Source organism: Winogradskyella sp. Asnod2-B02-A, assembly GCF_045063645.1.
Classification (GTDB): Bacteria; Bacteroidota; Bacteroidia; order Flavobacteriales; family Flavobacteriaceae; genus Winogradskyella.
The window spans coordinates 1,027,316-1,048,772 of record NZ_JBEFOG010000026.1; the positions used below are offsets into that span (position 1 = coordinate 1,027,316).

Annotated in this window: 23 protein-coding genes; 1 reads left to right on the forward strand and 22 read right to left on the reverse strand. The window is 32.7% G+C overall.

Annotation, left to right across the window (positions count from 1 at the left end):
* Positions 1-17 precede the first annotated feature (17 nt).
* From ACJJVO_RS08030 to ACJJVO_RS08135, 22 genes are all read right to left on the reverse strand, one after another.
* Positions 18-914, reverse strand: a complete 897-nt coding sequence (locus ACJJVO_RS08030) for a 3-hydroxyacyl-CoA dehydrogenase (protein ID WP_405572620.1) — start codon at positions 912-914, stop codon at positions 18-20.
* A 38-nt stretch (positions 915-952) separates the two neighbouring features.
* Complete coding sequence (locus ACJJVO_RS08035) at positions 953-1,615, reverse strand: BON domain-containing protein (RefSeq protein WP_405572623.1); 663 nt, start codon at positions 1,613-1,615, stop codon at positions 953-955.
* Between the two features lie 172 nt (positions 1,616-1,787).
* The gene (locus tag ACJJVO_RS08040; RefSeq protein ID WP_405572624.1) at positions 1,788-2,441 is read right to left on the reverse strand and encodes a BON domain-containing protein; all 654 of its coding nucleotides are present in this window, start codon (positions 2,439-2,441) and stop codon (positions 1,788-1,790) included.
* A 215-nt stretch (positions 2,442-2,656) separates the two neighbouring features.
* Positions 2,657-3,133 carry a Dps family protein gene (locus ACJJVO_RS08045; RefSeq protein ID WP_405572627.1) on the reverse strand — a complete coding sequence of 159 codons (477 nt, stop codon included), beginning with the start codon at positions 3,131-3,133 and terminating at the stop codon, positions 2,657-2,659.
* An 82-nt stretch (positions 3,134-3,215) separates the two neighbouring features.
* Positions 3,216-3,839 (reverse strand): DUF2238 domain-containing protein, encoded by a 624-nt coding sequence (locus ACJJVO_RS08050; protein ID WP_405572629.1) that lies wholly within the window; start codon positions 3,837-3,839, stop codon positions 3,216-3,218.
* A gap of 27 nt (positions 3,840-3,866) precedes the next feature.
* Entirely contained in the window at positions 3,867-5,459 is a 1,593-nt protein-coding gene (locus ACJJVO_RS08055; RefSeq protein ID WP_405572630.1) for an oleate hydratase, read from the reverse strand.
* Positions 5,460-5,513: 54 nt separating this feature from the next.
* Complete coding sequence (locus tag ACJJVO_RS08060; protein ID WP_405572631.1) at positions 5,514-7,106, reverse strand: oleate hydratase; 1,593 nt, start codon at positions 7,104-7,106, stop codon at positions 5,514-5,516.
* A 14-nt stretch (positions 7,107-7,120) separates the two neighbouring features.
* On the reverse strand, positions 7,121-7,690 hold the full coding sequence (locus ACJJVO_RS08065; protein ID WP_405572633.1) for an HdeD family acid-resistance protein: 570 nt from the start codon (positions 7,688-7,690) through the stop codon (positions 7,121-7,123).
* Between the two features lie 11 nt (positions 7,691-7,701).
* Positions 7,702-8,202 carry a hypothetical protein gene (locus ACJJVO_RS08070; protein WP_405572636.1) on the reverse strand — a complete coding sequence of 167 codons (501 nt, stop codon included), beginning with the start codon at positions 8,200-8,202 and terminating at the stop codon, positions 7,702-7,704.
* Between the two features lie 23 nt (positions 8,203-8,225).
* Positions 8,226-8,723: a hypothetical protein gene (locus ACJJVO_RS08075; protein WP_405572639.1), complete on the reverse strand. Its 498-nt coding sequence runs from the start codon at positions 8,721-8,723 to the stop codon at positions 8,226-8,228.
* A gap of 24 nt (positions 8,724-8,747) precedes the next feature.
* Positions 8,748-10,088, reverse strand: coding sequence for an MFS transporter (locus ACJJVO_RS08080; protein WP_405572641.1), 1,341 nt, complete (start codon positions 10,086-10,088; stop codon positions 8,748-8,750).
* A 62-nt stretch (positions 10,089-10,150) separates the two neighbouring features.
* A complete protein-coding gene (locus ACJJVO_RS08085) occupies positions 10,151-11,851 on the reverse strand; it encodes an alpha-keto acid decarboxylase family protein (protein WP_405572644.1) in 1,701 nt (566 codons plus the stop codon).
* Positions 11,852-11,857: 6 nt separating this feature from the next.
* A complete protein-coding gene (locus tag ACJJVO_RS08090; RefSeq protein ID WP_405572647.1) occupies positions 11,858-12,574 on the reverse strand; it encodes a 2,3-bisphosphoglycerate-dependent phosphoglycerate mutase in 717 nt (238 codons plus the stop codon).
* A gap of 64 nt (positions 12,575-12,638) precedes the next feature.
* A complete protein-coding gene (locus tag ACJJVO_RS08095; protein WP_405572650.1) occupies positions 12,639-13,022 on the reverse strand; it encodes an STAS/SEC14 domain-containing protein in 384 nt (127 codons plus the stop codon).
* 43 nt (positions 13,023-13,065) lie between these two features.
* Positions 13,066-13,884, reverse strand: a complete 819-nt coding sequence (locus ACJJVO_RS08100; RefSeq protein ID WP_405572653.1) for a DUF1269 domain-containing protein — start codon at positions 13,882-13,884, stop codon at positions 13,066-13,068.
* A 35-nt stretch (positions 13,885-13,919) separates the two neighbouring features.
* On the reverse strand, positions 13,920-15,521 hold the full coding sequence (locus ACJJVO_RS08105) for an oleate hydratase (RefSeq protein WP_405572655.1): 1,602 nt from the start codon (positions 15,519-15,521) through the stop codon (positions 13,920-13,922).
* A 28-nt stretch (positions 15,522-15,549) separates the two neighbouring features.
* On the reverse strand, positions 15,550-16,059 hold the full coding sequence (locus ACJJVO_RS08110) for a ferritin (RefSeq protein WP_405572657.1): 510 nt from the start codon (positions 16,057-16,059) through the stop codon (positions 15,550-15,552).
* Between the two features lie 179 nt (positions 16,060-16,238).
* Complete coding sequence (locus tag ACJJVO_RS08115) at positions 16,239-17,513, reverse strand: MgtC/SapB family protein (RefSeq protein ID WP_405572659.1); 1,275 nt, start codon at positions 17,511-17,513, stop codon at positions 16,239-16,241.
* Between the two features lie 174 nt (positions 17,514-17,687).
* Positions 17,688-18,074, reverse strand: coding sequence for a hypothetical protein (locus tag ACJJVO_RS08120; protein WP_405572661.1), 387 nt, complete (start codon positions 18,072-18,074; stop codon positions 17,688-17,690).
* Positions 18,075-18,178: 104 nt separating this feature from the next.
* Positions 18,179-18,544, reverse strand: a complete 366-nt coding sequence (locus ACJJVO_RS08125) for an arsenate reductase family protein (RefSeq protein WP_405572664.1) — start codon at positions 18,542-18,544, stop codon at positions 18,179-18,181.
* A 1-nt stretch (position 18,545) separates the two neighbouring features.
* Positions 18,546-18,770, reverse strand: a complete 225-nt coding sequence (locus ACJJVO_RS08130; protein ID WP_405572666.1) for a hypothetical protein — start codon at positions 18,768-18,770, stop codon at positions 18,546-18,548.
* Between the two features lie 131 nt (positions 18,771-18,901).
* Entirely contained in the window at positions 18,902-19,366 is a 465-nt protein-coding gene (locus tag ACJJVO_RS08135; RefSeq protein WP_405572669.1) for a hypothetical protein, read from the reverse strand.
* Positions 19,367-19,792: 426 nt separating this feature from the next.
* Between ACJJVO_RS08135 and ACJJVO_RS08140 the strand changes: the two genes are divergently transcribed.
* Positions 19,793-21,205, forward strand: coding sequence for a P-loop NTPase fold protein (locus ACJJVO_RS08140; protein ID WP_405572671.1), 1,413 nt, complete (start codon positions 19,793-19,795; stop codon positions 21,203-21,205).
* The last annotated feature ends 252 nt before the right edge of the window (positions 21,206-21,457 follow it).

The window sequence follows — 21,457 nt, forward strand, 5'->3', positions numbered from 1 at the left end:
CTTTCAATTTGCAAAAGCTATTTTAAAAAATCTGAATTTTTATAAGCCGGATTTGGGTATTTATAAAAGCCTTCGCCTGTTGAAACTCCTAATTTGTTTTGATCAATAAAATTTTCTTTTAAATAGTTCACCGTTTTTATTTTTAAAGGATCTTTAGTTTTTTCCGCAGCCATTTTATCAATATTATACGCAGTAGTAATACCAACAACATCTAGAATACCAAATGGTCCTAATGGTGCACCAGTGGCTTTCATCCACGTTTTATCTATAATTTCTGGTTCTGCTACATGGTTAACTAATAAGCTTGTTGCAGCACTTAATAATGGCACCAATAAAGAATTTAGAATATAGCCTGGTTGCTCTTTATATAAAGGTAATGCTAACATACCTATGGCTTTTGCAAATGCAACAACGTCTTTAAAAACACTTGAATCCGTATTAGGATGGCCCATAATTTCGGCCGTATTATGTATCCAAATAGTATTAGCAAAATGCAAGGCTAAAAATTTGGAAGGTCTTCCTGTAGCTTCTGCAAATTGACTTGGCAATAAGGTTGATGAATTGGTAGCAAAAACCGTTTTTTCCGGAGCTACTTTTGCTAATTTATGGTAAAAGTCTATTTTAATTTTTGGGTTTTCTGGCACAGCTTCAATTACTAAATCTGCATCTTTTACTGCTTCTGCTAAATCTGATGTATAACTTAAGTGTTTAAATGTTTTATCTAGTTGTTCTTGTGTTGCATTTAGGTCTCTTTTAAAGGCATCACTCATAGTATTAAACTTTAGTTTTGCTTTTTCCAAAGTTGTATCTTTAATATCATAAACGGTGACATTAAATCCATGAAAGGCAGTTTGAAATGCTATTTGATATCCCAAAACTCCGCTTCCTGCTATCGTTATATTTTTATAATTCATTTTAATAGGTTTTTATATTAATGACCTGAGAGATGTATCTACATATAAATGGCATCATACTCTACTTTGAGTTCATTTTTTACATCAGTAATACCATCTGCTAAATATGCTGCTCTTAATGCATCATCTTTTTCTTTTATTGATTTTACAGTGCCTTGTAGCGTTGCGGTATTACCTTCTACAATGACTGACACGTTATGAGCATCAATGTTTGCAGAACGTTTAAAGGCTTTATTAATTTGATGCGTTACATTATTAGATATTGTTTTTTCTGTGACGCTTATATCATTGGTAATACTTTTGATACCTTCAATATATTCTAAGCTTTTTTCTGCCTCATTTTTCTGATAAGCCCATTTTACTTTTCCTGATAAATAAACATAACCGTCTTCAACTTTTACATTAATATCTTCTTGTTCTACAGACGCATTCCATTCTAAATCATCAATAATTCTTTTTGCCACATCTTTATCTGTAACGTTTTTGTCATTTTTAACGTTAAGCTTTTCTACAATCGCTTTTACTCCTTTTACACTTTTCACCGCATTTTCTGCAGCTATTTTTTCAGCTAAATTACTTACTGTACCAGTAAGGGTTGTAATGCCATCCACGACTTCTACTCCTAATTGTGCGTCTTTAAGAATTGGTTGCCATTCTAGTTCCTCTAGAACGTTATTTTTAATTTCTAAATCTGTTTTCATGGTCTCTTTATTTTAGTTGAATTACGCATTATTTATTGTAAAATTAGAACAGTTAATAGTGATAATTAATGATCCAGATCAGTAAAAAAAATTGCCCTAATTAATACTATTGAATTAGGGCAATTTCTTATAAGAACCGACAAAACCGATATCTTATGTGCTACGTTAATAATTAATAAACAACCTCTAATTCGTTGTCAACAGTCCAAACACCTGGTGCGTAATAAGCCGTTCTTCTGGCATCATCTTTTTCTTTTAATGAATGTACTTCACCTGTTAATTTCACGGTGTGTCCTTCTGTAATCACATTAATTCCTTTTGAATCAATATCTGCAGAGCGTTCAAAGGCTTTTTTGATTTTATCTTTTATATCACTAGAATCCACTACGTTTTTTAAAGTGATATTATTGACTACATATTTTACACCTGGTAAATCTTCAACGGCTTTTTTAGCTGCATTTTTTTCAAAAGCCCACATAACTTCTCCTGTTAAATATACCCAACCATCATCTACCTTAATATCTATTTTATTCTGAGGTACCGAAATATTCCATTTCAAGGCATTCACTGCAGCACTTGCAATTTCTGTATCGGATTTATCAAAACCACTAGAATATTGTACTTGAATATCTTCAGCTACTGCTTTTACACCAAGTACACTTTTTGCTGCATTTTCTGCTTCACGTTTTTTTACATAACTATTTACTGTTCCTGATAATGTTACAATACCATCTTTTACAACGACTCCAATTTGTGTCTCATCGATGTTTGGTTGCCATTGTAATTCTTCCAAAACATCTTCTTTGATACTTAAATCTGTTCTCATAATTTCTATGATTTATATTAAACAATTATTATATATCAAAGATATAAGGATCATAAAACACTGACTCTGACCTACATCAGTATGCTATTTTTTTCAGAAAACTTTAACAAAGCAATCTTCTTTTTAGATTACAATAATCTTACACAACTAAAAAACCCAAAGAGTATTTCTACCTTTTGGGTTTTTAAATGCTATACGTTAAATATTTATTATACTTATTTTAAATGTGATCTTAACATCCAAGCCGTTTTTTCATGTTGTTCCATAAGTCCAGTAATGTAGTCACTAATACCATCTGCTTCCCATTTGTCTGCAATAGGTTTTATTTGTTCTCTAATAAAAACGATAATGCTTTCGTGGTCTTCTAGCAATTCTGCAAAGATACTTTGACTATCATTTTTACCTTTTGTTTTTTCGGTAAGATGTGTCAGTTCTAAATACTTTCCTAACGTTGCAGGCACATAATGACCTATCATACGTATTTTTTCTGCGACTGTATCTACAACCTCTTGTTGTTCTTCATATAAGGTTTCTAAATAAACATGTACAGAATGAAAATCTGGTCCTTCAACATTCCAATGAAAGTTTAAAGTCTTTGAATATAATATAAACTCGTCTGCCAATATTTTAGATAATTGGTCTGCTATAGCTTGTCTGTTTTCTGCTGAAATTCCTATGTTTGGCGTTTTCATCTTTATGATTTTTAATTAATTTAGGTATAAAGGTATTGGATGCCTTAAACAATCATAATGACCTAGGTCAGTAGACCGTTTTTTAAGATTTTTTTAATACGGAATAGGTATAAAATCCTACAGAAGCTAATAAAACCCCTAAAAAAGCAATTGCCATATCTTTTTGCGAATCCCAAACATCTCCTTGGGTGCCTAAATAAGAAATACCTTCTTCTACAAAAAACACATCAGCTACTAACCATTCTATAATTTCATATAATGCACTTGCTGAAAGAATTATTAAAACAGGAAGCCTAAGCGCAATATATTTTGTGATTTTAAAACCTTCTAAAAGAGATTCTTGAAGTGGATAATAAAGTAAAAGGCCAAAAGAAAAATGTACTAACCTGTCATATTGATTTCGTGAAGAATGCATTATATCTTGAAGCCAATAGCCAAAATTATTATCTGCATAAGTGTATTTAGAGCCATAAACATGAAGACATAAAAAAATACAAATCAGCAAATAACTAAAGTTGCTAAATTTGTATTTTTTATAGTTAAATATTAAAAAAAGCAGTGCTATTACGGTTAACGTATTTTCTATAAGCCAATTCTTAATGTCTGTAGTACCTATTAGGGAATTTCCCCAAACGATACAAAACAAAAAACCATACCAAAAAAGCTTATGTCCGATTACAGTTATAACACTGCTTTGCAATTTCATTTCAAAATAATTCTAAATTATAAGTTACTACCTACTAATTGATTTCGCGGCTTTAATAAGCGATTTTGCTTCATGAATTGAAGGATAAACAGGAATTACTTTTTTTCCTGTTTCAAACAATCCATAAACCGCAGTTTGCGCAGTTCTTACAGAATATTCTACCGTAAATACAATATCTTTTGGTACCTCTGCAAACTGACCTAAAAAGGCAAAATTAGATGCGCCTTCAACTAAAACTTCTGGTCTATCTCCATACGCTCTTGGCATAAATAAGCTGTCGATAAATGGCATTGCTGTAGGTATACAGTTTACTTTTCCTGTAGACACAATAGGCTTCATTAAATTCTGAATTTTTAAATGATACCAAAGCTCTTCTAAGATTTCTTCACCTGTACATTCTGCCATCGTTTTATTAATATAATTTCCTTTTCTATCTGGATATAAACCATATCCCCAAAAAACCTTAACATCTTTAGGTTGATTTGGAAAATGGGGTTGACGTGCAATAACTATAGACATCAACCAATTAGAATCAGTCATAGTTACTAGACCACCTGTACCATCAACATTACCCGAAAAATTCTCCATATAATCATGGAAGGTACTATCTTTTAAGGTTCCCGTAAATGAATACCATTTTTGTAAATCGATATTATCACAAAAAACACCAGGATTACCAAAAGACTTATCTTTTTTAGCTATGTTTTTCCAAAGTTTCCAAGACCCAGATTCTACAACTCCTTTTAGTTTTGTTGGTCTGTCCCAAGCACCATTATCTGTGCTATCGGTTATAGAACCATTGGTTATAAAAACGTAATCATTTTCACCAAGCACTATTTCATTCTTATCTTTTAGATGTATTACAGTCGCTGTTTTTTTATCAGAAGACAAATCAAAATCTATATCTACAACCTCACACTCCATATCAAAATTAACACCTCTGTCATCTAGATATGTTTTCATAGGACGCACTACTGAATCGTACTGATTATATTTTGTACGCATTACACCTCCTAAACGATAAAGTCCACCAACTAAATGAATTAAACGTCTCATGTATCTTCTCATTTCTGCAACACTACTCCATTTTTGAAAAGCAAACATTGTAGACCATATGTACCAGAAATTAGTTTCAAAAAAATCGTGATCATACCAATCTTCAATTCTTTTGTTCTCTAATAATTTTTCAGACGTCATTAATAGTTTTAAGAAATCTGCTTGCTGTTTAAGTGAAAGTCCATAGGAAGAAACATCTAGTTTTTTACCCTCTTTTAATAACCTCGCTTTTCCATTTGACACAAACCTCTCATTAAATTCAAACGATTCATCTCTTACAGAAACCTTAGGGTCTTCTAAAGATGGAATATAGGATAGTAAATCCCAGTAGCACTCATAATGTTTTTCGTGCATTCTTCCTCCTCTAACCACGTAACCGTCTTCTTCATTTCCTGCGCCATCTAAAGCACCACCAAGAATATTATCTTTTTCTAAAATATGGATATTTTTTCCTTGCAAACCAGCGTCTTTAACCAAATAAACAGCACTTGCAAGCGACGCTATTCCACTTCCAATGAGATATACTTTAGCGTCTTTTGGATTTTTATTTTTATGTCGCTTCATAATTTTATTTTTTTTCCTCAAGAAAAGCGACTACTCTTCTTGAGGACTTGTTACTTAATTTTTTAATGTTCTAAGAGCTGCTTCAAGATTCACTTTTAAATTTTTGTCGTGACGTGTAATTGGTGGAATTTCCAAATCAATATCCAATAATTCATAAACTGCCATCTGTGCTGCTCTAACAGAATATTCAACGGTAAAAACAGTATCATGTGCTATTTCTACAAACTGACTTACAAAGGCCAAATTTCTGGATGTTTTTGGTACTGGTAATGGTCGATCCGTATTGGTACGTGGCATAAACATACTAGTGATATATGGCATTTTGCAAGGAATACAAGTTGCTTTTGAAAACACCTCATCCATATCAAATCTAAGATGACCACAGATTTCTTTAAGGATATCTTTACCATTACAATCTGTCATTGATTTACTAACAAAGTCACCAATGCGATCTGGTCTTAAAGAATAGCCCCAAAACACTTGTACGCCATCTGGTTGTTGTGGATAACGTCTTTGGTGTTTAAGTACTATTGACAATAACCAATTTGAATCTTTGAAAGTAACTAGTGCACCTGTACCATGTTTGTTACCTGTTAATTCTTCCATTTTATCAAAAAACACAGGGTCTTTTAAGGTTACGATAAATGACTCCCAATTAGATTCTGGTATGCTAGAATTAAATACAGCAGGATTTCCAAATTCTGGACGTCCTTTTGCAAGTTTTTCCCATAGCACCCAACCTTTACTATCTTCTTTTGTTAAATGTTTTGGTGGGCTTGTCATTGACCCAATACTAGTTGCGTCTCCCATAGAACCATTTTGGAAAAACACCAAATCATTCTTACTAATAGGAATCGTTTCTGTTTTTCCTTCAAAATCATATTCAAGCTTGTTTACAGCCCATTTGCCATCTTCATCATCAAAATCGAGATTTAAGTCGGTAACCTTGTGTCCTTTTAAAATCTTAACTCCTTTTTCTACTAACCAAGCTTCAAGAGGACGTACAATTGAATCATATTCATTGTAAACGGTACGTGAAATCCCTCCCATAGTTGCAATTTGTGTAAACTGCTTTAAAAAACGATGCATATAGCGTTTGAATTCTACAGCACTATGCCAAGGTTCAAAAGCAAATGACGTAATCCACATGTACCAAAAATTTGATTCTAAAAGTTCTGGCGATAACCAATCTGTAATTCTATCATTACCAAGTTTTTCCTCACTAGTTTCTAATAGTCTCAAAAGTTCAAAACGATTGTGCATTGATAAACCCAATGATGAAAGATCTGGAACCGCACGATTTTTATTGATAATACGTGCGTGAGCATCTGTTTTAACTACTTTATTGAATTCTACAGTTTCATCATAAACAGATTTATTAGGGTCTGTTAATGATGGAATCGTTTTCATTAGTGACCACATGCACTCATAAATGTCTGCACATAGCATGCGTCCTCCACGCATTGAGTAACCACTTTCTGCATTACCAGCTGCATCCAAAACACCTCCCAATACAGGTAATGCTTCATAAATTGTAATATTCTCTCCTGGAATCTTAGCATCTCTGATCATAAATGAAGCAGCTGACATAGATCCGATACCTCCACCTACTAAATAGGCTTTAGTTTCTTTTATATTAGTTCTCATAATTTCTATCCTTTTTAGTCTAGAATATTATTGATTTTCTTTAAATCAAAAGCCAGAAAAATTCTAAAAATACCAGCAGAAACAAATGCCATAGCTGTCATATAAACAATACTTAAACCTGCAAAAACAGGGTTAGCTAATAACAGAAATGAGAATATTAACGTAAGAAATCCTAAAAATAAAAGCCATCCCCAAGAAGATACTCCAATGGATTTAAACTGAAAGGATAAACCTATTGCCATAAATCCTTGGAACAAAAGCCAAAATCCGACATAAAATGGTAAAATTGCCATTGTAAGCATTGGATGACTTATTAATAATAGGCCTATAATTAAATCTATAATGCCACCTGCCAAATACCATCCCCAATTATTTATTTCATTTCTACTAGAAATAGAAAATACAATTTGAGAAATCCCTGAGACAAAAATAAATATGCTAAAAACAATACTTAATGACACATAACTTTCTAATGGTGTTTGAAACACCCAAATGCCTGCTATAATGTATAACACACCTAACAATAGTGATATCCACCAATGTTTTACTGCAGACTGTACTGAACTTAAAACTGTAGTTGCCATAACCTAACTTTTTAATTTACATTGTCTTTAAAAAGATCTTTTAAGGCAGTTCCTAGCTCATTAGTATCATGTGTAAACTCGCGTTCAAATTTTTGTTCATTTGCTTTTGCGTTTTCATTGAAGCTGATCATATCTTCTTTGAATTTTTTAGATCTTTCAGCTAATTTCTCTTTGAGTTCGATATTTTTTTGTTCCAACTTATCTAATGCTGCTGTCAATCTTTCTTTTTCATTGGCATTAGCTTTTGAAATTTTTAATCTCAATGCAGCAATCTCCTCTTCTGTGTTTGCAATAGTTGCTTCCGAAGCTGTTTTAAATTTTTGCCAATCCGCTTTTACTGCAGTTTTAATTTCTTCACTGGTATCCTTTGCACCTTGTGATAAATCTTTATTGAGCTCTTTTACATCTTCTTTAACTTGTTTTGCATCTTTTTTAGATGTTTGTCCGCAACTTGTTAAAACTGTTCCTGTCATAAATACTATTATGATGAAGGATAAAATATTTGTTTTCATAATTTATTGTTTTAAAAATTATTTTAATTGTTTGTTTTCCAAAAATCTCTAAGTCCAACCAAAAGTGCATTCATATCGTTTACAAATGCATGCTCAAAAGCTGTTTTTAAGACTTTATCGGATTCATTAACATTGTTTAAGTTTGTTTTTAGTTTTTTATTAATATCTGCTAAGCTCTTTTTTAGATTATTCTTTTTTTGCTCTAATGCATCGAGTGCAGTATTAAATTTTTGTTGTTCATTTTTTCTGATTATTAAAATTTCTTTCCGTATTTCTTCTATTTGAGATTCCCTTTCTTTTATGGCAATCTGAGCATCTTTATTAAATTCTTCCCAATCTACTTTTTCAGTTACTTTAATTTGTTTTTGAGTATTTGTCTTTTTTAGTTTTAAATTATTATTAACTTCTTTTATATTCTTTTGTTCAGATATAATATTGCGCTTTGATGATACTCCACAGCTTACTAAAATGGTTCCTAACATAAAGCCTATTATGGTTAAGGCCAAAATCCACAATTTCATTTTTTTTTAAATAATTAAAAGTTACTATTTTCGAATAGGATTTTTGTTCTGTTGATTTTCTTTATTCTTTTTGAAATGCCCTGTCTCGCGAATTAAAAAGCTTAATATAATAGCCACAATTATCCCTCCAATGAGAGGTAAAAGCGCATCTTGAAACTGATGTAAGGTTAACGACTTATCTGGAGTAGGTCCCATAAGTCGTGCTACGAAAGGCGACATGACACCGCTTATTCCAAAAACAATAAAGTTCATACTGCCTGCTGCTGTTCCTTTAACCTCTGGTGGATTTGCTTCTTTAATCATCGAAAAAGGAATCATGGCAGCTCCTGACGCAATACCGAGTATTAATGCTACAGCATAACGTATTATAACGCTACCATCTGCTTGTACATAAACCGCTATGATAGCTGCTGCCAACATAATAAGAGCACCACCAATCAAAACAGGTTTACGACGTCCTATCTTATCAGAAATAAAACCAAGTAAAGGACAACCTATAACCCAACCAATAGGAACAATCGAGGCAATAGAAGCTGCTTGCGACATAGGAATGTTCTCTCCCGAATGCAAGAAAGAAGTAGCCCATACTAGCGCACCAATAGTGGTTGGCACAAAAAGAAGTCCACCAATGATACCAGCATACCAACTCTGTTTATTTCCGAATACAGTTTTAAAGGGTGCAATTAAATTAGCAACAGAGAGCTTACCGTGATGGGTTGCGCTATCTCCTTTATCCTTGGGCATTACAAACCACGTGGCAACTGCTAATACGAACCCTATAACTCCAAATGTAATCCATACCGTTTGCAGCGACCATTGAAAGCTACCGCTTGAATCGATTACCATATGAACAGGTTTTGAACCGAATGCTGCGCCAGCCATACCGAGACATTGTGTAAGCCCAATGAAAATGGCTAGCATTCTTGCAGGAAGATATCTTGCAGCCACATAAGACGCTCCAATAAATCCGAAGATTGCACCGATAGCCTGAATAACAAATCCAGCCATTCCTGCAGTTTCACTACCCTGAGCAAATATTAAGCACCCAACACCAACTACAGTAATACCAACAGGAATAGTACGATGAGCGCCATAACGGTCAAGTAACACACCTGCAACAAGTGCCATTATTGCATAAGTAATATAGTAGGCGGAAATTATAGAACCGATGTCATTTTCTCCCCAAGCGGCTGTTAGTTCAGTCTGCATCACTCCTGGTGCAGAGCGCACGGCATATTGATAAAAATAGAACAAGGCGCAAAGAAACCAAGCGAGAACATAACCGCTCTTGAGCTCTTTTGGTGGCGATGTTGATACGGACGTTTGTTTATGATTGTCGTCCGAAGTGGATTTGTGAACGGTCATGATATTTGTCTTTTATTATAAATTTCTAGGTTCTTAATTTGGGTTGAACCAATAGTTTGTAGTTATTGCGCATGTGGTAGACGACCGTTTGCTTTAGCGACTAAATGTCCCCATGAAATCAGTTCTGCAGAACAATCATCGCGGTCAATCACACATTCTATAAGTGTTGGTCCTTCCTCATTAACTAGTGCCTTTTTTATCGCATTGGAGAGTTCTCCACCTGTTTCCACACGCAAACCAAGGCCTTTGCCATCTTCTGCATTAAAAGCATCCACAAGTCCTGCATAATCCCAATTTTTAATATTGTTATAAGGCCCATCATGAATTTCGACTTCAATTGTATATCCGTGATTATTGATGAGAAAAATGATAACAGGTAGTTTACGACGTATCATTTGAGCTACTTCTTGTGCTGTTAGTTGGAATGACCCATCTCCAGTTAAAGAGATGATACGACGATTCTGAGCAGCTGAAACTGCGTAACCAAAAACAGATGGTATTGACCAACCGATATGTCCCCATTGCATTTCAGATTCAAATCGAGCACCATTGGGTAGTTTCAGTGCAACACCATTAAACCAAGAATCACCAGTTTCTGCGAAGATGGTCGTTTCTGATGTGACGACTTTTTGGATTTGTCTAAACAGTTCGGTACGCATAAGTTTTGCATCTTGTCTGGCTTCTTTTACAGATTCAAGATTATATTTAATACGCTTATATTCTATCATAGTTGCTGGTCGTTTTTCTACTTTTTTGGCCAATGCGGTCAGGAAGTCACGTAAGTGAATATCTGTAAATTCGTATCCGAACATTCTGATGTTTTTTTGGTCTGCAATCATTACGTTAGGCCCTTCTGGCATAGCAGTCCAACCAACGGTTGAATAATCATTAAAGATTGGTGCTAAGCATATCATACTATCCGACCAATCAACGATTTCCTGAGCTCCAGGGGAACTAACTTCTCCCCAATAAGTCCCAACATATTGTGGATGATCTTCAGGAAAGAAGCTTTTTGCAGCTGCCATTACAGTAACCGAACATCCAAGTGCTTCTGCCAGTTGGATAGCTTCTTTTTCTGCACCTGCAGCTCGTAGTTTACTACCTATAAGCAGGACTGGTTTTTCTTTTGTAGCCAGAAATTGAGCAGCAGCTTCTACAGCAGCATTTAATGTATTTAAGTCGCTTGGTATATCACTAAGGATACTACTTGCAGGTCCTGGTGCTGCACATGAAAGTCCAGCTACATTACAAGAAATCTCTATATATGCCGGCTTTTTCTCCCTTAAAGCTGTTCGAATAGCGTGGTCTATCTGCGACGGTGCATTTACTGCTGAAGTTACCGATACTGCTGCGCATGTAATCTGCTTGGCCATTTCAAGTTGATAACTAAAATCGTGAGTTCCGAGTGTATGATGTAGCAAATGGTTTGTGCCATAGTCATTACTGTTGGGTGCACCAACAATTAGAATCACCGGTAGATTCTCAGCATAAGCGCCTCCAATAGCATCAAAGGCAGACAATGCACCAACGCTAAAGGTAACTACTGCTGCTGCTGCTCCATTATCTCGAGCGTAACCTTCTGCACTGAAACCACAATTTAACTCATTAGAACAATAAACTTGTTCCATATTTTTGTTTTTCAAAAGCTGGTCAAGTAAGACTAAATTATAGTCTCCCGCCACGGCAAAATGATGTGTTAATCCTATATCTTGAAGTCGTTTTGCCAAGTAGGTACCTACTGTATATTCTGTTTCTCCGTTCATTTTTCTTTATTTTAAAATTGATACTTCTTGTTTTTGATTTAATCTATAATTCTCTTTTAAAATCATAGTACTATCAAAATCATAAATATTTAAGACGCCTGTTTGTACTTCGACTTTAGAAATTTCGTTAGCCGGAATATTTAATATTTCTGTCATTAATGCTCTAATGGAATTTCCGTGAGCAGAAACGAGAACTGTTTTACCGTTTACTAATTGCGGTACAATAGTTTCAAAATAATATTGAACAGCTCTTTGCTTGGTATCTTTTAGAGCTTCCGTTACTGGAATATCTGAGTTTTTTAGATTTTGATATTTATATTCAAATTTTGGATGCCTTTTATCATTTATTAAAAGTGCAGGTGCGGCATCACTATAGCCTCGTCTAACTTTCCAGAAAAGGTCTTCACCTACTTCACTTCTTACTTTATCCTTATTTCTGCCTTGCCAAGCTCCATAATGACGTTCATTTAATTTCCAACTTTTAATAAAATCTATGTACGCAATATCTGCTGTTTCCATTATAATTGAAGCTGTTTTAATTGCTCTTTTTAAATAAGAGGAATAACAGATATCAATTTTTACATTATGATCTTTAATAATCTCACCTGCAATTCTAGCTTCTTCAATGCCTTGAGGTGCCAGATCAACATCTGTCCATCCGGTAAAGATGTTTTCTACATTCCAGATACTTTTTCCGTGTCTTATAAGAATTAACTTTCCCATTTCAATTTATCTTTATCATTTACTACCGCAATTAATACGATACTAAAAAACATCTATCCTTTATCTATTGTAGCATAACAAAGGCTTTTGCTTCATCCATTTGTGAAATATCAAAATACCGTTCTTGTCTTCCTTTACTTGCTCTTGAAAAGAAAATACTATCAATTGGAATTAACACCTTCATGATATTGCTATGCGCAACTATAGCCAAATGACCTAATTTTTTATAATTTCTGAGTAGATAGAGCATATCTTCAAAAAAAGCTTTTGTACTGCTATTTGATAGTTTCATCTCATCTAGTTTTACCAATAAGTTAACTGGCTCAAATCCTTGTTCTACCTTTTCATCAAACAACTGTTGACAATATTTTTCATCAGTCTCAGTGAATCCATCAATAACCTCTATAAACAATGTATTGTTATTGAATTTTTCAATTTGCACTACCATAACTTTTAAATTTCAATAAATTAGGTCTTGGCTACATTTAGCATCAATCCACTATATCCTCGCCTAGAGCACTATGCAATTGATATAATTTTTCTTCTTCACGTTTGATACGTTTTTTAAGTCTGTTTTTTCTTGCTTGACTATAGGAATCAGAAATAGCATCTTTATAACTTTCTAAACGCGATTCTAATTTGTTAATTCGTGCTTTTGTAGAGGTCTTAATTTCCTTTAAAGCTGATTTTCTTTTTGCTTCTAAATCAGCTATTTTAGCTTTACGTTTAGCTTTTAGATCGGCAATTTTAGCTTTAATTTTAGCTTTTTCTTCAGCAGTTGCTTTTTTAAGTTTTTGACGTTCATTGTCAATGTCTTCTTCTAAATCTTCGACTTGATCATCTACATAATCATCAAATTCTAAGCCTGCTTCACTTCTAATAATCTCTGAGCTATAAGGTTTAAGCGCATCATCTACAAACACGGAACTATCTTCTGCAACTTCTGCAATGATAGAAATTGTGCCTACATTCATTTTATTACTCACTTTTTTAATAAAGTCTTCTTCAAAATCATAGCGACTAAAATCCCAAATAGCACCTGCTACTGTACCTGTATACAATCCAATAACTAATCCTATTGGTCCTGCAAATGCTCCTATAAGACCTCCAAAAGCCATTCCTGTAAATGTTCTCCAGCCTTCTCCGTCTGTTTGATCATTTAAAACTTCATATTGATTCTTGTTTTTTTTACGGATCATCATGTGTTCATAGAGTGTAATATCTCCATAAGCATCTAATTCTTTTATTTTGTGCAAAGCTTCTATAGCTTTTGTTTCTTCCTTAAAAGAAACGACGATAATGTTTGCCATTTTTTCTAATTTTTAATTGTTAATACTATTTTTATTTAATGGAATGCTTTAGCAACTGTTTCAAGCTCCACTTTAAACGTTTTATCGAATTTTGTAATTGGTGGAATTTCAAGATCAATATCTAGTAATTCATACACTGCCATTTGTGCTGCTCTAACTGAATATTCTACAGTAAAAACACAATCATCTGGGATTTCTACAAACTGACTTATAAATGCCAAGTTTTTTGAGTTTTTAGGTACAGGAAGTGGTCTATCTGTTTTTAAACGTGGCATAAACATACTTGTGATGTATGGCATTCTGCAAGGAATACAAATTGCGTTTGCAAACACCACATCATAATCGAATTTTAAGTGACCACATAGTTCTCTAAGAATTTCCTCTCCTGTACATGCTGTCATTGGTTTACCCACAAAATTCCCTGCACGATCTGGATGCAATCCATACGTAAAAAATACTTGTACATTAGCAGGTTGATCTTTATAATGTGGCTGTTTATTTAATGAAAAACTCATAAACCAATTAGAATCTTTTAGTGTTACCTGACTGCCTGTACCAGCTTTGTTGCCAGATAGTTTTTCCATTTGGTCAAAGAAAGCGGTATCTTTTAAGGTTACTGTAAAAGATTCCCAAAAGGATTCTGCTATGTTAGAATTAAACACTTCGGGTTTACCAAACCCAGGATATTTATGAGCTAATTTTTCCCATATTCTCCATCCATGACTATCTTCTTTAGTGAAAAATTTTGGAGCTTTTGTCATGGATCCAAAACTTGAAGCATCTGTCATAGAACCATTTTGACAGAATACCAAATCGCTATCGTTAATCTCAATGGTTTCAATATGTCCAAAATTTTTATAGGTCAGATTTTTTACAACAACCTTTTCGGTTTCTGTTATAGGATCTAAAGTATAAGTTGTATCTAAATCTGTTACGGTATGATGTTTAAGAAAATGAACACCATGAGATTTTAGCCATACTTCTAAAGGAAGAACCATAGAATCGTACTGATTGTAGACTGTACGTTTAACTCCTGTCATTGTTTCTACATTAGGAAACTCTTGCATAAAACGGTGCAGATAACGTTTAAACTCTACGGCACTATGCCAAGGAGAAAACGCAAAACTTGTGCGCCACATAAACCAGAAATTTGTTTCGAAAAATGATGGTGAAAACCAATCGTAGATAGAACTATTCCCAAGCTTTTCTTCACTTGCTTCACTTAACTTTAGAAGTTCTTTACGGTTTGCCATTGAAAAACCCATTTTAGAAGAGTCTACAATTGCTCTATTTTTATCTATAAGACGTGCTTTTGCATTAGATTTCACTTTGTCATTAAACGCAATGGTCTCATCAGTTACCGATGTGTTAGGATCTGTAAGAGAAGGAATGGATTTGAACAATTCCCAAGTACATTCGTAAATATTTAATGTAAACATACGCGAACCTCTCAATGTGTAACCTTTTTCAGGGCTTCCTCCAGCATCTAAACTACCTCCTGCAACGGCTAGACTATCAAAAATTGTGATGTTATTGCCTGCCATGCCTCCATCTCGTATTAAAAATGCGGCTCCGGCTAAAGATCCTATTCCGCCACCTATGAAATAGGCTTTTCTATCCTTGTTACTAATATTCATAATGAATTATTTTAGTATTATTTAAACGTTAATCTGCTAACTCGCCCATTTCTTCATCTAATTCTCTTAGCATAATAGACTCCTCTCCAAAGGCTTCCATTCTATCAATAAAATATTGCACTTTGCTTAGCTCTTCTGCTTGCTCTTTGCAATACCATAAACCCAATTCTACTACCATAAAGTTTCCTTCTTTATGAGCCGCTTCTGTAAGTGCATAACATTGTGTGGTGATTTCTTTTTCGTGCGCCAATGCAGATATTATAACATCTGGTAGACTAATAAAATCTTGTTTTGGCTGTTTTAATGCTGGTGTAACGGGTCTAATACCATTAGCTAAAAGCATTTTTTTTGCTTTCTCTGCATGTACAAGCTCTTCTAAACTATATTGTTTAAACAACTTTGCAGCTCCCACAAATCCTTTATCATCTAACCAGGTAGACATGGCTAAATATATTCTAGAAGAAAACTCTTCTTGTTCTACTCTATAATTGAGCAATTTTACAATTGCTTCACTTAAAAATTCTGATTTAGTTTTCATTTTATCTCTATTTTAAATATCAATTATTACGTTTTTCCTTTTTTGTAAATATGTTATTACACATCAAAATTAAAACGTTCTAAAACCTATTCCACTGACCTAGGTCAGAGTGATAAAAAAAAATAAATATCTATTTTATTAAAGAAAATTATGAAGTATTGAAATGAGCATGTAATGAGTTATCCTCTAATGATAAAAATATAAATGATGCCTATTAGGATAGTACTGCCAAAAGCAACGCCTACTAATTGGCCCGAAACTTTAGACCCTTTAAATACCGTAATACCCAATTTTACAAGCATATTACTTATGGTTGCTGCAATAATAACTGATGCTGCTAATTCTAGTTTTGTGTTATCTAATGAAAACTTAGCCATACTTATGGTAATAGCATCTGTATCTGCCAAACCTGCTATTAAAGCCGAATAGTACAATCCACTTTCTCCAAAAAACTGATTACTATAGAAAACAGCAAAAAGAATAACGACGTACATCACTCCAAACCTTATGGCATTTAAAATATTTAACGGATTGCCTAATTTAATATCTGTATCTGGTTTATTATCGTCCTTACCAATTAGTATTAAAGTTGCTATTACACATACCAATGTTAATAACCCAAATGGCAACACTAAATATTTTAATATTTGGATGTTAAATATATAAGCCAATAACGCAAGTCTTGGAAACATAATAGCAGATGCTACAATAATACCTGCACTGTATTTTTTGGAAAGCTCTGGCGATTCTTTACTTCTTGTGGCATAATTCCAAGCAACGGCTGTACTAGATATAAGCCCTCCAAGAATAGCTGTAAGAATAATACCTTTTTTAGAACCTACAAACTTCACTAAAAAGTAACCTATAAAATTTAAAAATGATACGATGACTATGATTGATCCTATTTCAAAAGGATTTAATAAGTTGTTTGTACCAAATGTTTTGTTAGGAAGAAAAGGAAGAATTAACAATGCAATAATTGAGAATTTTATAAATGCAAAAAGTTCTTCTGAAGTAATATTACTAATAAAGGATCTAAACCGTGTTTTAAGAGAAAGTAATGTTACAATAATAACAGCTGTAGCTACTGCATCTCTATAGTATTCTGCAGAAACCATTATACCAAGAATAAATGTTGCTATTAAGGCTAAATTTGTAGTTAAGCCTTGGCCATATTCCTCTTTTTCTTGCACAAAGTAATGGAAAGCTAGAAACAGAATAAATGCGCCTAAACTTATAATTAGTAACCAAGGTGTAAAAAGTGCCGTTAAGTTGGCTAATGAAAAACCTAGAATAGCCACTATAGGAAAAGTGCGTATGCCAGCAATGCCTTTTTCTTCTTTTAGTTTATCATATTCTCTTTCTAATCCGATAATAAGACCAATCCCCAAACTGATAAGCACTCCTAAAATATAAGAGTCCATAAATTCAGTTATATCTTGAAACGCGTTCATAAATGTCTTTTAATTTATCGGGAATTAAAAGCGGTGATTTTTTAAATTTAAGCATTGAAAAATCTATACGCAAAATGGCTATGATTGTAGTAAATACCATAGCATTGATAATAAAATGCATTGTATATTACAGCTATTGAGTATTTTAAATTTTACTCAATAGCTGATATTATTTTACATGTACTCTTCAAGAAATCTAAAAAAGTCTTTTTTAAGTTTTGAATAAATTTCACGCTGTGTTTCTATGCGTTTTCTAAATTCAACATGTTTTAAGGCCAACTCCACATCAATAGCATCTTCACCCTCTATACTTTGGCCAGCTATGCGTTCTTCATGTTCATTTATGGTTTCCTCCAAATCGTCAATAACACTGCCGTGAAGTACAAATTCATTTTGAAAATGCTCTAATTGTGCTAAAACATCTTTATTGGTCCAGCGTGTTACTATTTCACTTAAACGGTTATTAAACGATTTTAATTCATCTTTCCAAAAGGCGAGTTCACCTTTCCAAAGCTCGTGTTCAAAATGCATGTTTGAGTTGTATAAAACTTTAGTTTCCATAGTATTATTTTTTTTAGAATTACATATTACAAAGGTTGATAAACCTTGAAAAAAACTAAATGACCTGAGTCATTGCTGTGAAAAAAATTCAGAAAAAAAAGTGTTTAAATTTTAATAATGTCTGTAGGCGTTTCTATTAAAATAGTTTTACTTCCTCTTAATGCAATAGGCTGTTTCAGAATCTCAGGATGATGTTGAATCATCTTAATCCAATCATCAGTAGAAAAATTATGAGGCTCAAAGTGCGTATTGTAAGCAGGATGGTCTTGATTTACAAGATCTACTACCGCCAAATGCAATCTGGTGGCAAGTTCTACTAATTGAGTTCCTGTGAGATTTGTTTTTAGAATATCAATTTCTTCAAGTTTTAAACCTTGCGATTTTGCATAAGCCAATGTTTGTTTAGCTCTTTCTGATTTAGAGTTATAAAACAATGTGATTTGTCTGTTTGATGTCGCAATTTCTCCCATTTCACTTAAGTTTATTTTTTATCTTTTCTTCTTCTACATAATGTTCTAGTAACGCTTTTAAACCCAATAAATATTCCTCCAAAACTACTTTATCTAAATGTGGATGTTGATTCACTGTTAAGGTCATTGGGTTTTCGTCTAATGAGCGATAAAGCTCAGGATACTTGGTTTCAATATTTAATGTGAGTGCACTTATTTCTGTTAGTATATTCTGTAAATTTTTCATTATAATAAGTTTTTATAATATGGTATTACTGATATAAAAAGACATCATTAAATTATAACTAATGATACCTATAATTTCATTTTTAATTTTAAAAGTGAACCTAAAACAAAGCTAATTTTAACACATATACTTTAATTTTTGGTATGAGTAAAATCTAATTGTTGTACCATTTTTTCTTTGTCAATCATGTATTCAGTGACTTTAAAAATTTCTTTTCTGTTGTTTCTAAACACCTTTACAAAATCTGCCATATTATCCTCTATACGTTGATGCTCTTCTCTAAATTTAGGAGAAACATACGTCAACGGATCATCTACTAATTCTGCTAAATGGTGCAAATGCGAATTCACATTGGCTAGCAGTAACGCACATTGTTTATCTACTTCTAATAGATTCATTTCAATATCATACACCATATCTATGTTTTCCTTATTAGATATCCACATAAAATATTTATCTATAAGATGATGCAAAAATCTTAAATCGCTATGGTAGAAAACCAGATCAGATTTCCAGTGTTCTGTTAGCACATATAATTGTTCCCAACTGGCTTCATTTATATAATTATCTTTTGGTCTAGTTCTAAAATCTTTCATGATTGCTTTGATTTATACCGTTATATCAAAAAAACTTTTGACAGTTAAAATTAATCATGAAATAAGTGTTACAAAATGACCTGAATCAGTAAAATCTAAAACAGAATTTATTACATATCAGTGATGCACTAATAAATAGACTAAGCTATTTTCACCAAAACTCGTTAACGTACTAAATAAAGATTCTTGCTGCTAGGATGTCTCTCATATAACAAGGATTAGTGTTATACTAAACCAATTTTATTTTCTTCTAATTATTATGAAAATACATAAGGAGATAAACATAGATATCTAAATTATTTCATAGCTTTATAACATTATTATTAAGTTATAATACTTTTGTTATCCGGAATTACACAAGGGATAAAGAGTGTAATTATACTTATATAACACGTTGGCAACAAGCTAAAACCAAGAACATTTCATATGAACATTAAACATTTAGAAATTGAAATACCTAATGAAAACCCATTTGAAAATTGTAAACTTGAGAGAAAAAAATACGCAGATGTTTTAACAAATATTATTAATTCATATACGAATGGATTTGTCCTTGCTATTAACAATAAATGGGGAACAGGAAAAACCACATTTGTAAATATGTGGCAACAAGACTTGAAAAATAAAGGACACAAAACAGTTTATTTCAATGCTTGGGAAAATGATTTTGAAGACAATCCATTAACAGCTTTAATGGGAGAATTAAAAACTCTTACTAAAAAATCGACAGAACCAGAATTCAAATCCACTCTTAAAAAAGCAGCAATTTTATCTAAACACGTTGCACCAATTATAGCACAAGCAATCGCAGATAAATACATTGATACAAAAGGAATAAAAGAAGCGATAGTTGGAGTAACAGAAGGCTTATCTGATGTTTTTGAAAATGAAGTTAATGAATATGCAAAAAAGAAAAAAAGCATTTCTGAATTCAAAAATAGCCTATCCGAATTTATTGCAAATACATACGAAGGAAAACCATTAATATTTATAATTGACGAACTTGATAGGTGCAGACCGAATTACGCAGTTTCTATATTAGAACAAGTAAAACACTTCTTTTCAGTACCAAATGTGGTTTTTGTTTTATCAATAGATAAAACTCAATTAGGTAATGCTGTAAAAGGTGTTTACGGTAGTGATTTTATTGATTCAGATGAATATTTGAGAAGATTTATTGACCTAGAATACTCAATTCCAGAACCTGAAGTTGATGTGTTTTACAAGTATTTATTTGACTTTTATCAATTTAAGGAATTCTTTGATTCAGCAGAGAGAAAACAATTTCGTGAATTACAATCAGATGGCGAGCATTTTTTAAGAGTATCAAAGTTACTATTCACAAATAAGAATATTCCTTTAAGACAACAAGAAAAGATTTTCGGTTTGGCAAGAGTTGCATTGCGAAGTTTTAATGCAAATAACTATGTTGTACCTCATATATTTATATTTCTTGCATTCATAAAAATAACGAATAGTGAATTTTATCAAAATCTAAAGAATAAAAAATTAACACTTAAACAAGTACAAGAAAAATATTTAGCTACAATTGAATCTAATAAAAATGATGATACTGAACACGAACTAATGTGGTTAGAAGTATATTTAGTAAATTTTTATCATAATTATTTAGAATCTAGACATTATAGAAAAAGACTTTATGAATATGACAGTGAAAACGGTTCTAATAAACTTTTAATTGATTCTATAATTAACAATGAAAAGAATTCAAGTTTTTTAAATATTTTGGAAAATATTCACAGAGGTCGCAGTGAAGGAGATTTAGATTTAGGTTATTTCATTAATAGACTTGAATTATTAGAAAATTTGAAAATATAAAAGCCAGTTGCCAACACCGTATAAAATTAATTGCTAGTTCTAGCCTACTTACGAAAGTCCTCGCGGACTTTCTATCTGTGATTTATTTGCTAACTTTAGTGCTTAAAACACGCAACTAATCTTATACAAACACGTTAGCACACATATGAAAAAACGAACTTTAGTCATTTTACTATTTATCTTCTTCTCGACTTTGGGTTGGTCGCAGAATTATAAAAAAGTAGATTCTATAGTTTTGACATATCCTACGAA

What these genes read in the sequence shown, in the direction of transcription:
- ACJJVO_RS08035 (WP_405572623.1), bottom strand. Translation starts at nt 1,615, where the DNA reads ATGAAAACAGATTTAGAAATTAAAAATAACGTTCTAGAGGAACTAGAA.
- ACJJVO_RS08140 (WP_405572671.1), top strand. Translation starts at nt 19,793, where the DNA reads ATGAACATTAAACATTTAGAAATTGAAATACCTAATGAAAACCCATTT.
- ACJJVO_RS08100 (WP_405572653.1), bottom strand. Translation starts at nt 13,884, where the DNA reads ATGGCAAACATTATCGTCGTTTCTTTTAAGGAAGAAACAAAAGCTATA.
- ACJJVO_RS08080 (WP_405572641.1), bottom strand. Translation starts at nt 10,088, where the DNA reads ATGACCGTTCACAAATCCACTTCGGACGACAATCATAAACAAACGTCC.
- ACJJVO_RS08125 (WP_405572664.1), bottom strand. Translation starts at nt 18,544, where the DNA reads ATGGGAGAAATTGCGACATCAAACAGACAAATCACATTGTTTTATAAC.
- ACJJVO_RS08050 (WP_405572629.1), bottom strand. Translation starts at nt 3,839, where the DNA reads ATGAAATTGCAAAGCAGTGTTATAACTGTAATCGGACATAAGCTTTTT.
- ACJJVO_RS08085 (WP_405572644.1), bottom strand. Translation starts at nt 11,851, where the DNA reads ATGAACGGAGAAACAGAATATACAGTAGGTACCTACTTGGCAAAACGA.
- ACJJVO_RS08115 (WP_405572659.1), bottom strand. Translation starts at nt 17,513, where the DNA reads ATGAACGCGTTTCAAGATATAACTGAATTTATGGACTCTTATATTTTA.
- ACJJVO_RS08030 (WP_405572620.1), bottom strand. Translation starts at nt 914, where the DNA reads ATGAATTATAAAAATATAACGATAGCAGGAAGCGGAGTTTTGGGATAT.
- ACJJVO_RS08120 (WP_405572661.1), bottom strand. Translation starts at nt 18,074, where the DNA reads ATGGAAACTAAAGTTTTATACAACTCAAACATGCATTTTGAACACGAG.
- ACJJVO_RS08090 (WP_405572647.1), bottom strand. Translation starts at nt 12,574, where the DNA reads ATGGGAAAGTTAATTCTTATAAGACACGGAAAAAGTATCTGGAATGTA.
- ACJJVO_RS08055 (WP_405572630.1), bottom strand. Translation starts at nt 5,459, where the DNA reads ATGAAGCGACATAAAAATAAAAATCCAAAAGACGCTAAAGTATATCTC.
- ACJJVO_RS08045 (WP_405572627.1), bottom strand. Translation starts at nt 3,133, where the DNA reads ATGAAAACGCCAAACATAGGAATTTCAGCAGAAAACAGACAAGCTATA.
- ACJJVO_RS08040 (WP_405572624.1), bottom strand. Translation starts at nt 2,441, where the DNA reads ATGAGAACAGATTTAAGTATCAAAGAAGATGTTTTGGAAGAATTACAA.
- ACJJVO_RS08110 (WP_405572657.1), bottom strand. Translation starts at nt 16,059, where the DNA reads ATGAAAACTAAATCAGAATTTTTAAGTGAAGCAATTGTAAAATTGCTC.
- ACJJVO_RS08065 (WP_405572633.1), bottom strand. Translation starts at nt 7,690, where the DNA reads ATGGCAACTACAGTTTTAAGTTCAGTACAGTCTGCAGTAAAACATTGG.
- ACJJVO_RS08095 (WP_405572650.1), bottom strand. Translation starts at nt 13,022, where the DNA reads ATGGTAGTGCAAATTGAAAAATTCAATAACAATACATTGTTTATAGAG.
- ACJJVO_RS08135 (WP_405572669.1), bottom strand. Translation starts at nt 19,366, where the DNA reads ATGAAAGATTTTAGAACTAGACCAAAAGATAATTATATAAATGAAGCC.
- ACJJVO_RS08070 (WP_405572636.1), bottom strand. Translation starts at nt 8,202, where the DNA reads ATGAAAACAAATATTTTATCCTTCATCATAATAGTATTTATGACAGGA.
- ACJJVO_RS08060 (WP_405572631.1), bottom strand. Translation starts at nt 7,106, where the DNA reads ATGAGAACTAATATAAAAGAAACTAAAGCCTATTTAGTAGGTGGAGGT.
- ACJJVO_RS08130 (WP_405572666.1), bottom strand. Translation starts at nt 18,770, where the DNA reads ATGAAAAATTTACAGAATATACTAACAGAAATAAGTGCACTCACATTA.
- ACJJVO_RS08105 (WP_405572655.1), bottom strand. Translation starts at nt 15,521, where the DNA reads ATGAATATTAGTAACAAGGATAGAAAAGCCTATTTCATAGGTGGCGGA.
- ACJJVO_RS08075 (WP_405572639.1), bottom strand. Translation starts at nt 8,723, where the DNA reads ATGAAATTGTGGATTTTGGCCTTAACCATAATAGGCTTTATGTTAGGA.